Genomic DNA, 16,333 nt, shown 5'->3' with positions numbered 1-16,333 from the left:
GTCACCGCCGGATCATACCAACCGACGTATGGATGCCCGCAACCCACATGCCTACCCACAAAATTCACCGCAGCAGCATCTTCGGATCAGAACGACCGCCCGGCACCTCCACCGCCACCGGTCCCCCCGCCGAAGCCTCCGAAACCGCCACCGCCAAAACCGCCTCCAAAACCACCGCTACGGCCTCCTCCGAAGCCGCCGAACATCGGCGGGAAAAGAAAGGGCCCCCGGCGGCAGCTGCGGCGTCCGCCCGACCCGCCTCCCGGGCCATCCGTATCGTCACCGCCGCCCCTATAGGACTTGTTCAGCAGATACACGATATAGATGATGACGCCCAGCGAAAAGAGACCGCCGATCCAGTCAAAAGGGTCGGCCTGAGGGGCCTTGGGTTCAGCCGTATATTCTCCCCTGACGGCGGCACGCACGGCGGCCGTACCGGCAGCAACCGCCCCGTAATAATCCCCTTCGCGCAGACCGGGGAGCATCTCATAGTCGATGATACGGCCTGCCGTAATATCGGGCAGCGCACCCTCCAGACCATACCCTACGGCAATGAACACTTCGCCCTTGCCGTACTGGTTCCGGGGTTTGACCAGCATCACGACCCCGTTATTGTGTTCGCGGCTGCCAACGCCCCACTGTTCGAGAATTCGCGTAGCATATTCGGCAGCGGGATACCCTTCGAGGTCATTGACGGTCACCACGGCAATCTGGGTCGAAGTGGCCCGGTCGAACGCCACGAGGCTGTCCTCCAGCGCCTGCTGCTGCGAGCCGGAGAAGAGGTGGGCATAATCGTTGACCAGCCGTGGCGGCGACATCGGCTGCGGGACAGGCTGCGCCCATCCGGTTTGCAGTCCCGTCAGCAGAACGGCAACCACACCGATCAGAAAGATCTTACGTTTGAAGTTCAGGATCGGAGCCACGACCAGCACGGAGTTTTAGAATTTGACTTCAGGAGCTTTCTGGGCACCGGCTTCGGCGGCAAAAAAGCTCTTCGGCGTGAAACCGAACATCCCGGCAATCAGGTTGCGGGGAAACTGCTGTACATACACGTTATAGGACTGCACCGTCTCGTTAAAGCGGCGACGCTCGGTGGCGATGCGATTTTCGGTTCCTTCGAGCTGGGTCTGCAGATCGAGGAAGTTCTGATTGGCCTTCAGGTCGGGATAGGCTTCCGAGATGGCCATCAGCCGGTTCAGCGCCGAGGAGAGTTCGCCCTGTGCCTGTGCATATTTGGCCAGCGCCTGTTCGTTCAGGTCACTGAAGTTGAGCTGCATCTGCGTGGCCTTGGCACGCGCGTCGACCACTCCTTCGAGGGTCGATTCCTCATGCTGGGCATACCCCTTCACGGTATTCACCAGATTGGGGATCAGATCGGCACGACGCTGGTACTGGTTCTCGACATTGGCCCACTGGCCGGCCACCTGCTGGCTGCGTTCGACCAGGTTGTTGTAGGTCCCTTTGAACCAGAAGAAGATACCGAATATGAGAACGAGGACGATTGCAAGAATCCAAATGCCTTTTTTCATAGTGTTCAGACTTTACGTTACAAAGATATGTTTTTCGAGCAGAAAACGTGCCAAGGGGTCCGGTTATTGTCAAAAGGTGCCGATCGGGCAAAACGAAACGTGATTTTTACCTTCCGCAATACCTATTACCTATTATAAATAACCACAGTCGGGTCAGTCCCTCCGAAACAGACAGTCTGGAATCGATCGATCTGCCCGCTCAATACTTATATAGCACCTTCATTCACCACGCCTGCTCACCGTTCGCCCGGTCTCCCCACTTCACCGACGTGATGACCGCCCAATCCCCCCTGAACAAAAACACACAACCCGTTCCTGTGCACATGCAGGAACGGGTTGCAGAACTGAGTCTCACCGACTGGGAGGCTATCGGATTTTAAGTTTTTTCCCGAGGGGCAGGGTTGCCTTGCTGTCGAGATTGTTCAGAGCACACAGTTTGGCAACGGTCGTACCGTAACGCCGCGCAATTCCCCACAGGGTATCGCCCGACCGCACGGTGTAGATCGACGAGGAGCCGGAGCTCGATTTGCTGGCCGACGACGAAGAGGACGAGGCGGACGAAGAGCGCTGCGAGGTAGAGGCCAAACGGGTTTCACCGCCACCGGCTGCAATGGCTGATTCGGAATCCTTCTCTTCGCTTTCGGAAGATGCCTGACCGCTGGTCTGGTTCGAAGCGAGAATGCGCCCGTTGGAACGTTTCGTCACGGTGAGCACCCCGGCACGCAGGGTGTGGTTTTCGTAATCGAGCAGCAGAGCCGGATTGATGTGCTGGCCTTGTACGCGCACTTCGAAATGACAATGGTCGGTGGTTGCCCGCCCGGTACGACCGATCAGCGCAATCGGATCACCGGCCTGCACCACATCGCCCACACGGACCAGGTTGCGGCTGTTGTGCGAATAGAGGGTTTCGAGCCCGTTTTTATGACGGATCACCACACAGTTGCCATAACCGCTGTAGGGTTTGGACATGCGGACGGTTCCGGCAAAGGCGGCACGAATGGTGTCGTTGCGCACGCCCTTGATGTCTACCCCGGTGTGCATGCTGCGCCCGCGCGGGCCGTAACCGGAGAGGTATTTGCCGGGATAGGGGTAACAGAAACGCTGTTGGCTCAGATCGACGGTAAAGCGATTGGTTCCGTCGCCGAAGGGATCGTAGTAGGAGAACTTGACGTGCTCCATCTCGTTCGGTTTGAAGGTCTCGGGAGTAATCTGCTCGGGAGCGGCTTCACGCGGCGATGCCGCCACGGAGTTTTCCGATTCATTGTCAGCCTCGGCTTCCGACCCGTTGTCGGTCAGCGTTTGGGCGACAACCGGACGCGGAGCTCCGGGCAGGAAATCTTCAACCGAGATTTCCCCATCGTCGTTCTGCGCAGCGACCGGAGCGGCAGCCGCCGAGGCTGTTGCAGCGGTCGAGGCAGACTGCGGAGCAGCCGAAACAGTCGACGACGAAGCGGTGGTCGAAGCGTTGGATTTCAGCAGACCACTGCGTTTCGACCGAGTCGATTCGGCCGTTTGAGCGGTTTTGGTTTTCCGTTGTTTTTCGACAGCGCGACGCTGGCGTTTGGAGACTGGCGAAGCGACTGCAGAGACCTGGGTCGAAGCTCCGCCCGAATAGGCATAGTTTGCAGCAGTGCCCTGCTCCGCGTCATCCAGGTTCACGATCGTTACGTTTTTGAGTTCGGAGACAGCTTCTTCGGTAACCTTCGGAATACCGACAGGATTCAGAGCAGTGGTATTTTCCGCGGTCGATTGTCCGTCGGCAGCGGTTTCAGAAGAGGATGCGTTTTCCGTCGATACGGGCTGGGCCGAGACCACGACGGGTTGTGCATTGCGAGATTCGGCCGAAGCGGTCGTTTTACTGGACGAGCGGCTGAAGATGCCGCCGTTCCCGCCGATCGACAGTTGCGGAGAGCATCCGACCGTCAACAGGCAGGAGGCGCCCAGCAGCCACAGCGACGTGGCGACTGAGCGGGTACGGATCGATATAGAGGGTCTTTTCACGGAGCAAAGTTACAAAATAATAGTCTGACAATCAACCGATGTAGAGAATTTACCGTCTCATTTGCCCCCGCCATGCGCCCTTCGGAACGGCTTGATTCCGGCCGGAATCAGGCTGCAAAAGGCGCCAGAACGACCCGGAACGCGGATCGACCGGACGGGAGACGGCGGCACGCTCCATCTTTTAACCGCCGTGCATATCGTGTCCGAGAAATTTCATTAACTTTGTTTGCATATACAAGAGGTAAACGTTTCCAAAACCGATTTTGATATAATATGACCGAGAAAATCAAATGCCTGATCGTCGGCAGCGGCCCGGCAGGCTATACGGCCGCCATCTACGCGGCCCGTGCGAACCTCAGCCCGGTAGTGTACGAAGGTATCGAACCGGGTGGACAGCTGACCACCACCACCGAGATCGAAAACTTTCCGGGTTATCCCGAAGGCATCTCGGGCACGGCCATGATGGAAGACCTCAAGAAACAGGCCGAACGCTTCGGCACCGAAGTCCGCTTCGGAATCATCACCCGCCTCGACCTGAGCGCCCGTCCCTTCACCGTCGAGATCGACGGCGGCAGCAAGACGATCAGCGCCGAAGCGATCATCATCGCCACCGGTGCATCGGCCAAATACCTGGGTCTGCCCTCGGAACAGAAATTCCGCGGCATGGGCGTCTCGGCCTGCGCCACCTGCGACGGCTTCTTCTACCGCAAGAAGGACGTAGCCGTGGTCGGCGGCGGCGACACCGCCTGCGAAGAGGCCACCTACCTGGCCTCGCTCTGCCGCCAGGTCTACCTCGTTGTCCGCAAGAACTACCTCCGCGCCTCAAAAGCCATGCAGGAGCGCGTCTTCACCACACCCAACATAGAAGTGATCTTCGAACACAACACCAAAGAGGTGCTCGGCGACGACAACGGCGTAACCGGCATGCTGCTGGTATCGAACGACGGCACAGAACGCCGCATCGACGTGGACGGCATGTTCCTGGCCATCGGCCACCACCCCAACTCCGAACTGGTCAAAGGGCAGATCGACCTCGACGAACAGGGCTACATCCTCACCCACCACGGCCGCACCAACATACCGGGTGTCTTCGCCGCCGGCGACGTACAGGACCCCCACTACCGACAGGCCATCACCGCAGCCGGTTCGGGGTGCATCGCCGCACTGGAGTGTGAACGGTTCCTGGCCGAAAACCGCCTTTAGAACATTCCTCGTCGTGCGGTGGCCAAGCGTCACCGCACGACACCCTTACGTGCCGGACCCGACCGATTCCGCACCGCGCGGGATCCCCCCAGACGCCCAGTGCCCGACACCTCCCCGTCCCGGACTGGGCCGAGAGCCTCCCTCCGGGCATAACACGAAACCCTATTTAGCCAAAGACTTATGTCGAAATTAATGGACCCGATCGTGGGTCAACTGATGGGACTGCGCTACAAGTCGCACCCGTGGCACGGCGTAAACATCGGAGACGACGCGCCCGAAAACATCACCTGCTTCATCGAAATCGTCTCGACCGACACGGTCAAGTACGAAGTCGACAAGGAGTCGGGCTATCTGTTCATCGACCGCCCGCAGAAGTACTCCAACACCGTTCCCGCCCTGTACGGATTCCTTCCCCAGTCGTACAGCGGCGATCTGGTGGCCCAGATGAGCAACGATGCCCTCCAGCGCAACGACATCCACGGCGACGGCGACCCGGTCGACGTCTGCGTGCTGACCGAAAAGACCATCACCCACGGCGACATTCTGGTACACGCCAAACCCATCGGCGGCATTCGCATGATTGACCACGACGAGGCCGACGACAAAATCATCGCCGTACTGAAACACGACGCCGTGTACGGCAACATCGACGACGTATCGGAACTGCCTCCGCTGGTGGTCGAACGTCTGCGCCACTACTTCCTCACCTACAAGGATCTGCCCGGTGCCAAACGCAACGTCGAAATCACCCACATCTACGGCGCCGAAGAGGCCAAAGAGGTGATCCGCCGCTCGATGCAGGACTACCACAACCGCTTCAACAACCTCGAAGCCCTGCTCAAACTGTAACGGCCGCCGCGCGGAGAGGGGCAGGGGGAGCAACCATCCATCCCCAGGAGCCATCCATTCCCCGCGAAGCCCGACCCGAACTGTCACTCGGTCCCTCGACACCGAGAGGACACACTGCAAGGTATACCCGTACAGGTGAGAGAGCGGAAATGAAAAAGAGGCTGGCACGTCATTCCGACGCGGCCAGCCTCTTTTCGTACAACACATGGCGGCACAGCCAATCGTCCGGCGGCAGGGCCGGATGATCGAACTCCCCCACCCGATTCATCCCGATCTTCTGCATCACACGCTGCGACCGCACGTTGGGCAGCGCCGTGAACGAAACGACCCGTTCCAGCCCCAGCACCTCACGCGCATGAAGCAGACAGGCCGCAGCAGCCTCCGGCGCATAGCCCCGGCCCCACACCCCGGCCGCGAGTCGCCAACCGATCTCGACCCCGGGTGTAAAATCGGCCTCAAAACCGATTCGATGCAATCCGACATAGCCCACGAAGTCCCCCTCCGCCTTTCGTTGCACCGCATACAGACCGAAGCCGCACTCCGCGAACTCCCCCACAATCCGTTCGTAGAACTGCCGCGTCTGTTCGGCCGACAGCCGTGACGGAAAGAACTCCATCACCCGCGGATCGGCATTCAGCGCCGCGAACGGTTCCAAATCCGTCGGTTCCCACTCGCGCAGCAACAGACGCCGTGTCTCGATATGCACCTTCATCGTTGAATGTGTTTTTTTACGATTCATACTCCCTCCGTCCACCCTTGTTTCTCCCCCAGTTCAGCTAGTTGCAGGCCCGCGACCATCTCCTGAAACGGCTTCACGGCTCGGGTACCGAAGCGATTGGAAAACGACCACACTCCGCAGGTTCCGACTACCGGATTTACGGCATCACCGGCCCTTCCGCCATTTTGCGGCGACTGTCGAACGTGTACGAAAAGCGGAACATGAAATAGCGGCTCAGGACATTGGTCCGCGTGGACTGAACGTAGGTATCGAACGTCGACTGCCAGAACGAACGATTCTGATTCAGCAGGTCGAAAGCCGTCAGCTGGATCTCCGCCTGACGGAACTTGAGGAACTTGTAACCGACCCCTGCATTGAGCAGCACGGAACTTTGCAAGTAGGTATCCCGTGACCCCGACTGACGGTTCCACGTGGCATCGCCTCGCAGCACCAATCCCTTCCAAACGTTGATTTGGAAACGTCCCGAGAGATTGTGCGACAACAGCCGCTCGAACGTACCCCGCGCCGCCCGGCTCAGGTTCAGATCCACTCCGTAATTCAGACCGAAATCGACCTTCTCCGAAATGTTGCTGTTCAGCCCGATGTTCGCCCCGATACCATGCCGCTGGGCACGATACTCGACATTGTCCTCGATCGACGGCGTCATGCTGTAGAGGTAACGCACGCCCACATTCACGTTGCACTTGATGGGTTTGATCGTCGTATAGCCATTGCCGTTGATCGAGATGCTTCCACCCGTACCCAGGTTGACCGGCGAAACGAGTTGCGCCCCTTCGGGAATCGTGATCCCCTGAATCGTCATGCTTTCGGTGAGGAAACGGCGGTGGTAGGCCACCATATCGGTCATCAGCGATGCGAAACTACCCAGCCCCACTCCCCAGGAGTGTTCCGCATTGTAGTAGTTGTAAAAGAGGTTCAGGTTATCGGTATAACTTTGCTCCAGGTTCGGATTACCGGTGGAGACGTTGAGCGGGTCGGCAATGTCGTACACCTCCTGCAACTGATCGACCGAGGGCACCTGCGTATAACGGTTGTAACCGACGCTGAAGTTGTGCTCTTTGGCGGGTCGCCACGTCAGATTGGCCTGCGGCAGGAGCGCCCCAAACGAATAGCGCCCCGCGCGCTGTTCGGGAAAACTCTCCTCGTCGTGCAGCCCGGTTATCTCGTACCCGATCGAGGCGTTGAAATAGAGTTTCTGGTCGGCATTAAAACCGTACCCCAGACGCACCGACTGATTCGTCTGGCTCCTGTCGAAGATGTTGGTGGTCACGGTATCGAGCCGTGTATAGTCACCCTGCGCCTCGTCCCAGTTCAGCCCCCGCCGGTCCGACCGGTTGCTGTTGTAGCGGAAATCATAGCTGACGTTCAGATTGGAACGTTTCGACAGCGGTTCGGTGTAGGTGAGCGAACCAGAAACCGACATCGACGGCCCCAGCGAACGATTCTTCTGTCGGATCGTGTCGCGCGTCAAGAGCAGCGCATTCATGGGATCGGGACTGCCATAGATGGAGTTTTGATAACCGTCCGTACGGTTGTCGTTGCTCCCAACGGTGGCAAAAATCGAAACGGTGCGGCCCGCCTTCCGGAAACGGTGCATCCAGCTCAGGTCGGTCGAGAAGTTGTAGTTCCGGTTCCGATTCGCATAGTGGCTCTCGGCCCGGTTGCTCAGCACCCCGTCGAGCAGTGTCTCCTCGAAACGCGAACTGGTTCCCCGATTGGTCGAATAGCTCAACCGCGGACGAAAAGCCAGCCGGTTGGTCGAATCGGGATTCCACTCGACCGACAGGAACAGGTTATGGGCATACATTCGGGAATCGTTCCAACTCGTGTCGGCGCTGTTGCGGTCCTGGGTCAGATAATGGCGCTGCCGCGTCGAATAGGCGTCCGACAGGTAGTTGTTGAACATATAATTGCCGTTCACTTTCCACTTCTTGTCAAACTCGCCGTTATAGTTGATTCCGGCCGACCGGGAGGTCTGTTCGCCACCGCCCATGTTGTTCTTATTGTCGGTCCGGGCCGTGACGGTCATACGCTGATCTCCGCGGAAAAGGTGCACTTCAGCTTCGGCCTCATACCGGTTGTCAGTGCCGTAACCGGCTGCGGCCCTGCCGAAAGTACTGGTGCTCACGCCGTTTTTGGTCACCAGATTGACCGTCTTGACCCGTTTACCGTCATCGACACCGGTAAACTTGGCCTTTTCGCTCTTGTCGTTGTAGATCTGCACGTTCTTGACCGTGTAGGCCGGCAGATTCTTCAGTGCCGTCTTGGGCTGGTCGGAGAAGAACTCCTTGCCGTCGACATAGACCTTCTTGATCTCCTCGCCCTGTGCGATGAGTTTTCCCTGCGCATCGACCTGAATGCCGGGCATCTTTTTGAGCAGGTCTTCCGACGTAGCATCGGGATTGGTTTTGAAGGCGGCCGCATTGAATTGCAGCGTATCGCCCCGGACGGTGGCCATCGGCGCACGGGCCTGCACCGTCACGTCGTCGGTACGGATGGGCTCCGGTTTGAGGCGGATCGTCCCGAGATCGACCTGCCGGTCGCTCTCGGTAATGCGTCGCACGAACTTTTTGTAACCGATATAGGAGATCGTCACTTCGGGTTTGGTGAGGGTCGTCGTGATCCGGAAGGTGCCGTCCGCCCCGGTCAGCACGGTTCGCCGGGCAGCCTGCGCCGTATCGGCCGCATTCAACACCACCGCCGCATCGGCCAGCGGCAACGTATCGGCCACTACCTTACCGGTAATGACAGTATGGGGCTGGGCGTCCGCTTGATGCAGGGCGCCCAGTAAAATAAACGAGACCAGTATTTGGAAAATCCTACGAATCACGATTCGAATATAGCGAATTTCCGCCGAGTGCCAATCGTTTTTCACGTTTCCAGCCCCGAAACCACACCTTTTGAGACGTATTTTACCCTTTGTAGCGTATCCAGCGCAGAATTTCGCCGAGGGTCGGCTTTTTCCCGTACATAAAGATTCCGATGCGGAAGATCCGGGCCGCCAGCGACACCACCAGCAGGAACGTAGCGTAGAGCAACACTAATGAGAGCACCATCTCCCACAACGGCACGCCGTAAGGCAGCCGGGCGATCATCACAATGGGCGAGGTAAAAGGAATGATGCTGAACCAGAAGGCGACGGCGCTGGTCGGATCGCGCATCACCATCGTCAGCACCAGGAAAGCCAGCACCAGCGGAATGGTGACGGGCATTTGGAGCTGCTGGGCATCCTGCACGTTTTCGACCGCACTGCCCACCGCGGCAAACATCGACGCATAGAGCATGTACCCGCCCACGAAGAAGAGCAGAAACAATCCCCCCACACTGAGTATCGTGGAAGCATTGAATACCGAGAACGCAGCCAGCAGGCCGTCGTTCATCGCCCCGCCATCGGCCGGAATCGAGCTGCGCATTACCTCGAAAGCACCGACTACCAGAATCGCCCAAATGGCCAACTGGGTCAGAGCGACCAGCGTCATTCCGACGATTTTGCCCATCATCAGCTGGAAGGGGCGCACGGACGAAACGATCACCTCGACGATACGGTTGTTTTTCTCCTCGATCACCCCCTGCATGATGGCCGCGCCGTAGATGAAGATAAACATATAGATGATGATCCCCATCCCGAACGAAAGGGCTTCCAGCAGATCGGAAGAGCTTTGCCGGGCCGTATCGCCACCGGCGGCCTGCTCGTCGATCCGATAGGTAGCCAGCACGGGACGCACCTGAAGCTGCTGCAGGATCGAGTCCAGACCGGGAATATCGGCTCGCTCGATCCGCTGTTGATAGACGATGCGTCGGATCTGCTCACGGATTTCGTCCTCGATGGCCCGCGTCGAATTCTCACGGGTATAGAGCGCCACCTGCGAAGGATCCTCGACCACCCGGGGCCCTACCGTCAGAAAACCGAACGCTTCGCCATACTCCGCCGCCCGCCGGGCGCTGTCGCACGAGAGGGTCGTAGGGGTAAAGCTGAGGCTCGGGCTGTCGACCAGCGCCGGCGCCACCACTCCCGACGAATCGACCACCACAATCTGCCGCACCACCGACGGGGAACTGCCATAAACGGCAATCAGCACCGGGATCGCCATGACGCCGACCAGCAACAACGGCATCAGAATCGTGGTCAGGATAAAACTGCGCTTGCGCACCCGCTGGTTAAACTCACGTTGTATGATCAGAACTATTTTGCTGCTCATAATTAATTTGGATTAAAACATAAACGGCAACTCGCTTCACGCCGCACGCTCGGGGGAGAAATTCATTTCGACGCATTCCCGGCAAACCGCCGAGGGATACATTTTGGCACGATCCATACAAACCGCCAAGGAGGATTCATTTTGACGCGGCCCATACAAACCGACCAGGTGGACTCATCTTGACGCACCCAGGCAAACCGCCCGGGCATCACCACCAGCAACCGAGTCTGTCGCCCTCTACCTTTCCAACGCCCGGTCCTTTCAACGCTCTGGCCTTTCCAACACCGCTGCCCTTTTCTCTGCCCCGGCCCCTTCAACATCCCGGCAGACACCGCCGCCTTCCTACTCGTCCGCCGACCGTTCGGAAGCCTCCACGGCCCGGATAAAAATATCGTTCATCGAAGGGATCAACTCCCGAAAAGCATGGATTTCGACCGCCTCGTTCACCCGGCCGACCAGTTCGCGCACTGCAACATCGGGCCGTTCGGGACAAAGTTCCAGCGACAGTACTCTCGTCGCATCGGCCGCACGCTCCGGGTCGATCGGACGCACGGAACAAAGCCCCTGCAAGGCAGCCTGCAGGCGCGACGGGTCGCCGACGAAGTCGACCCGGTAGCTGCCCGTCCCCCACTGCCGCCGCACCTCATCGACCGCCCCGGTCAGGATGTTGTGCGACCGATTGATCAACGTGATGTGGTCGCAGATCTCCTCGACCGAAGCCATGTTGTGGGTCGAGAAGATCACCGTGGCCCCCTCGTCACGCAGGGCGAGAATTTCGTCCCGCAACAGTTGGGCATTAATGGGGTCGAAGCCGCTGAAAGGCTCGTCGAAGATCAGCAGACGCGGACGATGGACGACCGTTACGATAAGCTGTATCTTCTGGGCCATCCCCTTGCTCAGCTCGTCGACCTTGCGGTCCCACCATCCCAGCATCCCGAAACGTCGGAACCAGCCTTCGAGCCGTTCGCGTGCCTCGGCACGGCTCAACCCCCGGAGCCGTGCCAGGTAGAGCGCCTGCTCACCGACCTTCATCTTTTTGTAGAGCCCGCGCTCTTCGGGCAGGTAACCGATGCAGTAAATATCATCCGGCACCATCGGTCGGCCGTCGAACCACAGCGTTCCGCTGTCGGGTGCCGTGATCCGGTTGATGATGCGGATCAGGGTCGTTTTTCCGGCTCCGTTGGGTCCGAGCAAACCGTACACCGAGCCGCGCGGCACTTCGACACTGACATCATCGAGGGCACGGTGGCCGACATACTGTTTGACAATATTGCGAGCCGACAGGATCGTATCGCTCATGGATAAAATTTTAAAGGATTATTCACAAACACAACACAAGTAAACAAATGTAGGCAAAATCTGCCGTCCAACAGGCCTTAAAAACAGAGAAAATACCCTTTCGCATAACATAACGGGAAAGTCGTACTTTCCTCCGACAACTATCGGTACGTTAGCCAACTCCAATATCCGACACCTTTAACAGGTATGTTTATGAACTTACCCCCGAAACCGTCTTCCCCAAGATTGTCACACAGCATACAGTCCCTCCAAAAAACATCGTTCCTTGATTCATTCCAGAATTTACTGCATCTGAAAATCAAAAATTGTAACTACCTTTATTGGGATTTGATGAACCGGACAGCGACCAGGCTCCGTGGTACGGCATAGCACTCTGACACTCATCCGTTTGTCGATTATGAAGCCCCGTACGTTTCAAGCGCAGTACCACGACAATATCGAGCCTCCGGTCCGCCCCGTTCAGAACTGGATTTTCCACCCCGATGCCACACGGGATGAAGCCGTACAACGAACCTCCCGCCTCGTCCGATCAGCCACATCAGCAGATTCGTCCCCGTCGGAGCCGCCGAGAGACCTTGCAAAACGAACAAACCTAAACTCTAAATACTCTCTGAAGGATGAAACACCGAACCTTTTTATTGGGCCTGATTCTGCTCGCCTTCGGCGGGTCGGCCCGCGCCCAGGAACAGAGTCCGAACAAAGTCTACATGGTCTCCAACGCCCACTTCGACTCGCAGTGGAACTGGGACGTGCAGCAATCGATCTCGGAGTACATTCCCAAGACGCTGAACCAGAATCTGTTTCTGCTGTCCAAGTACCCCGACTACATTTTCAATTTCGAGGGCGGCATCAAGTACCAGTGGATGAAGGAGTACTATCCCCACCAGTACGAACTCATGAAAGAGTACATCCGCCAGGGCCGCTGGCACGTCACCGGCAGTTCGTGGGACGCCACCGACCCGAATATCCCGTCGACGGAGTCGTTCACGCGCAACATCCTCTACGGTCAACACTTCTACCGTGACGAATTCGGCGTCGAAGGCACCGATATCTTCCTCCCCGACTGTTTCGGCTTCGGCTGGACCCTTCCGACGGTCGCCTCCCACTGCGGACTGATCGGCTTCTCGACCCAAAAGCTGATGTGGCGCCAGCACCCCTTCTACAAAAACGGCAGCAAGATACCCTTCGAGATCGGTCTGTGGCAGGGGATCGACGGCTCGCGCATCATGGCCGTAATGGATGCACACAACTACACAACCGCGTGGCGCTACGAAGACCTGAGCAAAAACAAAGGGCTGATTGACATGGCCTCCGCAAGCCCCCTCAAGACCGTCTACCACTACTATGGTACCGGCGACACGGGAGGCGCTCCGACCATCGAGTCAGTTCGTGCCGTAGAAGCCAGTGTCAACGGCAACGGACCGCTGCAAATCATTAGTGCCACCAGCGATCAACTTTACAAGGATTACCTCCCCTTCGACCAGCATCCTGAGCTTCCCGTATGGAACGACGAACTGCTGATGGACGTTCACGCTACGGGCTGCTACACGTCGCAGGCTGCCATGAAATTCTATAACCGCCGGAACGAACAGCTGGCCGACGCCGCCGAACGCAGTGCCGTGGCTGCTGACTGGCTTGGAGCTGTAGCTTATCCTCATCAAACACTCACCGAAGCCTGGAAACGCTTCATCTGGCACCAGTTCCACGACGACCTGACCGGCACGAGCATACCACGCGCCTACGAATTCTCGTGGAACGACGAACTACTGTCACTGCAGGAGTTCTCCAACGTACTGACGACATCGGTCGGCGGCGTATCACAAGCCTTAAACACCAACGTGAAGGGCACACCACTGGTCATCTACAATGCTGCCGGTTTCCCAGTCACAGAAGTTGTCGAGACCACTATTCCGGCCGGCAGCGAACGGGTGAGCGTCTATGACGACAAGGGAAGCCGTATTCCGCATCAGGTGCTGGGCTTCGAAAACGGATCGCTCCGCATCCTCTTCAGCGCCCGCGTCCCCGCGACGGGCTATGCCGTCTATGAAGTCCGTCAGGGCGGCAGTCCGAAAGGTTCTTCGGCTCTGAAAGCCAGCGAGAGATCGATCGAGAACAGCATCTACAGAGTATCGCTCGACGCCAACGGCGACGTCCGTTCGATCGTCGACAAACGCAACGGCCGCGAACTGGTCCGCGAGGGCAAATCCATCCGCCTGGCACTCTTCACCAAGAACGAGTCGGTCAACTGGCCGGCCTGGGAGATCACCAAACAGACCATCGACGGCGAGCCCGTCGCGGTCAGCGGCAACGTGAAGATTTCGGTGGCCGAACAGGGTCCGGTTCGCGCCTCGATATGCGTGGAACGCACCCACGGCGACTCGAAATTCCGCCAGTACATCACCCTCACCGAAGGGGGGCAGGACGACCGGATCGACATCCGCAACGAAGTCGACTGGGCATCGACCAACGCACTGCTGAAGGCCGAGTTCCCGCTGAGCGTCTCCAACCCCAAAGCGACCTACGACCTGGGCGTCGGTTCGGTGGCCCGCGGCAACAACACCGAGACGGCCTACGAAGTCTACGCCCAACAGTGGGCCGACCTGACCGACACCGACGGCTCCTACGGCATCTCGGTGCTGAACGACTGCAAATACGGCTGGGACAAACCCAACGACCATACGATCCGCCTGACGCTGCTCCACACGCCGAAGACCGGCGGCGGATACTCCTATCAGGACCATCAGGATTTCGGCCACCACACCTTCACCTACTCGATCGTTGGGCACGAAGGCGACTTCCGTGACGGACGCGCCGTGTCGAAAGCCGAAGTGCTCAACAAACCGCTGACGGCCTTCGTAGCCGAGAAACATCGAGGGTCGCTGGGCCGCAGCTTCTCGTTCGCATCGACCCAAAACGACAACGTGGTGCTGCGCGCGCTGAAACGGGCCGAAAAGTCCGAAGACTACATCGTCCGCTTCTACGAAACCTCGGGCCAGGCACCCCAGGAGGCCGTCGTGACCTTTGCCGGCAATATCGTCTCGGCCCGTGAGCTCAACGGGGTCGAAGATGAAATCGGCGATGCGTCGTTCTCCGGCAACCGCCTCACCTTCACCATCAAACCCTTCTCGATCAAGACCTTCAAAGTACGTTTGGCCGCGCCCGAGCAGAAAGCCGCACCGATCGTCAGCACCCCCGTGGCCCTGCCCTTCGACATGAAGACCGCCTCGTACAACCCCTACCGCTCGGACGCCAACTTCGACGGCAAAGGCAACTCCTATGCCGCAGAGCTCTTCCCCACGACGCTCGACTTCAAAGGGGTACGCTTCGAATTCGGGAGCGCCGAAGGACCGAACGGCGTGAAATGCAACCGCGACACGATCGCCCTGCCCGAAGGCAACTACAACAAGCTCTATATCGTCGCCGCCTCGACGCGTCGTGACAACGAAGCCGTTTTCACGGTCGACGGCAAAGAGTACCCGGCACTGGTTCCCTACTACAGCGGATTCATCGGCCAGTGGGGACACACTGACCACACGGCAGGCTATCTGAAAGGGGCCGACGTCATCTTCTGCGGCACCCATACGCACGACATGATCGCCAACAAGGACGTACCCTACCGCTTCACCTACATGTTCTGCACGGCCATCGACATTCCGGCCGGCGCCCGTGAGCTGGTTCTTCCCGACGATCCGCGCATCGTAGTCTTTGCGGTAACAGCCGCCGAAGACCGCACCAACACCATCGTTCCGGCTCAGGACCTGCTGCGTGTATCGCTCCCGATCACGGGCGTCGACGAACGGGCGCTCTTTACCCGTAACCTCACCCTCGGAAAACCGGTGGCCGAACGTTCGGGCGAAAACAATGCGTCGGAACGTGCCGAACTGGCTCTGGACGACAACCTCGCCACGAAATGGTGCGACGTCAGCGACGCCAGCCCCAAATACCTCGCCGTGGATCTGGGTTCCGAACAGACCGTTCACGGCTGGACCGTGATGCACGCCGGCATGGAGTCGCTCGACTACACCACCAAAGCATACAGTCTCCAGGTACGCACCACGCCCGACGAGGAGTGGAAGACGGTCGACACGGTTTCAGACAACACCGAGATGGAGACCGACCGACTGCTGTCGAAACCCGTCCAGGCGCGTTACGTGCGGCTGCTGGTCACCCAGCCCGACCAACGCGGGGGCAACACCGTACGCATCTACGAGTTTTCGGTTTATTAACAGCCACTCCGTTCCGGCACCGGATTAACCCGGGGCCGGAACTTTTTTCGGAGGGATTGCAAAAGAGCATACTGCGCCGGGTGCATTTTTCCGTTCTCCGACAGAGATGTAAGTCTCAAAGCTGAATGCAATTTTTCGAGCCAAATACGTTTTCCTGAACAACTGCGATTTCCGAACAAACTGCGATCCGTCGCAGGAAACCGGCAGCCGACCCGTTTCGACCATTTCAAGCGGAATTTTGTTCGATTCCGGTACCCGCATCACAACGGCGAGTATCGGAATCGATCT

10 protein-coding genes are annotated in these 16,333 nt (G+C 58.4%); 3 read left to right on the top strand and 7 right to left on the bottom strand.

The genetic code is table 11. The features are described from left to right. Positions 1 to 86 precede the first annotated feature (86 nt). The 3 genes from BQ5379_RS11385 to BQ5379_RS11465 form a co-directional block, all read right to left on the bottom strand. Positions 87 to 923, bottom strand: coding sequence for a TPM domain-containing protein (locus BQ5379_RS11385; RefSeq protein ID WP_262493665.1), 837 nt, complete (start codon positions 921 to 923; stop codon positions 87 to 89). 15 nt (positions 924 to 938) lie between these two features. After that, positions 939 to 1,529, bottom strand: a complete 591-nt coding sequence (locus BQ5379_RS09665) for a LemA family protein (protein WP_071135237.1) — start codon at positions 1,527 to 1,529, stop codon at positions 939 to 941. Positions 1,530 to 1,895: 366 nt separating this feature from the next. After that, a complete protein-coding gene (locus tag BQ5379_RS11465) occupies positions 1,896 to 3,530 on the bottom strand; it encodes a peptidoglycan DD-metalloendopeptidase family protein (RefSeq protein ID WP_071135236.1) in 1,635 nt (544 codons plus the stop codon). A 273-nt stretch (positions 3,531 to 3,803) separates the two neighbouring features. Between BQ5379_RS11465 and trxB the strand changes: the two genes are divergently transcribed. Further along, entirely contained in the window at positions 3,804 to 4,733 is a 930-nt protein-coding gene (trxB, locus tag BQ5379_RS09655; RefSeq protein WP_071135235.1) for a thioredoxin-disulfide reductase, read from the top strand. Between the two features lie 180 nt (positions 4,734 to 4,913). Continuing rightward, positions 4,914 to 5,582: an inorganic pyrophosphatase gene (locus tag BQ5379_RS09650; RefSeq protein ID WP_071135234.1), complete on the top strand. Its 669-nt coding sequence runs from the start codon at positions 4,914 to 4,916 to the stop codon at positions 5,580 to 5,582. Between the two features lie 169 nt (positions 5,583 to 5,751). Here BQ5379_RS09650 and BQ5379_RS09645 read toward each other — a convergent pair whose 3' ends face one another. From BQ5379_RS09645 to BQ5379_RS09630, 4 genes are all read right to left on the bottom strand, one after another. Then, positions 5,752 to 6,294: a GNAT family N-acetyltransferase gene (locus BQ5379_RS09645; protein ID WP_071135233.1), complete on the bottom strand. Its 543-nt coding sequence runs from the start codon at positions 6,292 to 6,294 to the stop codon at positions 5,752 to 5,754. A gap of 163 nt (positions 6,295 to 6,457) precedes the next feature. Continuing rightward, entirely contained in the window at positions 6,458 to 9,151 is a 2,694-nt protein-coding gene (locus BQ5379_RS09640; RefSeq protein WP_143039447.1) for a TonB-dependent receptor, read from the bottom strand. Positions 9,152 to 9,233: 82 nt separating this feature from the next. Next, positions 9,234 to 10,520 (bottom strand): ABC transporter permease, encoded by a 1,287-nt coding sequence (locus BQ5379_RS09635; RefSeq protein ID WP_071135231.1) that lies wholly within the window; start codon positions 10,518 to 10,520, stop codon positions 9,234 to 9,236. 342 nt (positions 10,521 to 10,862) lie between these two features. Then, entirely contained in the window at positions 10,863 to 11,819 is a 957-nt protein-coding gene (locus BQ5379_RS09630) for an ABC transporter ATP-binding protein (protein WP_071135230.1), read from the bottom strand. Positions 11,820 to 12,436: 617 nt separating this feature from the next. Between BQ5379_RS09630 and BQ5379_RS09625 the strand changes: the two genes are divergently transcribed. Further along, positions 12,437 to 16,045: a glycoside hydrolase family 38 N-terminal domain-containing protein gene (locus BQ5379_RS09625; protein WP_071135229.1), complete on the top strand. Its 3,609-nt coding sequence runs from the start codon at positions 12,437 to 12,439 to the stop codon at positions 16,043 to 16,045. Positions 16,046 to 16,333 lie beyond the last annotated feature (288 nt).

Origin of the sequence: Millionella massiliensis (genome assembly GCF_900104655.1) — a bacterium.
In the GTDB taxonomy this organism is placed as follows: domain Bacteria; phylum Bacteroidota; class Bacteroidia; order Bacteroidales; family Rikenellaceae; genus Rikenella; species Rikenella massiliensis.
This window is presented reverse-complemented; position numbering and strand designations above follow the sequence as displayed.

Coding starts and splice junctions, on each gene's coding strand:
- BQ5379_RS09665 (WP_071135237.1), bottom strand. CDS start 1,529: ATGAAAAAAGGCATTTGGATTCTTGCAATCGTCCTCGTTCTCATATTC.
- trxB (WP_071135235.1), top strand. CDS start 3,804: ATGACCGAGAAAATCAAATGCCTGATCGTCGGCAGCGGCCCGGCAGGC.
- BQ5379_RS09650 (WP_071135234.1), top strand. CDS start 4,914: ATGTCGAAATTAATGGACCCGATCGTGGGTCAACTGATGGGACTGCGC.
- BQ5379_RS09645 (WP_071135233.1), bottom strand. CDS start 6,294: ATGAAGGTGCATATCGAGACACGGCGTCTGTTGCTGCGCGAGTGGGAA.
- BQ5379_RS09635 (WP_071135231.1), bottom strand. CDS start 10,520: ATGAGCAGCAAAATAGTTCTGATCATACAACGTGAGTTTAACCAGCGG.
- BQ5379_RS09630 (WP_071135230.1), bottom strand. CDS start 11,819: ATGAGCGATACGATCCTGTCGGCTCGCAATATTGTCAAACAGTATGTC.
- BQ5379_RS09625 (WP_071135229.1), top strand. CDS start 12,437: ATGAAACACCGAACCTTTTTATTGGGCCTGATTCTGCTCGCCTTCGGC.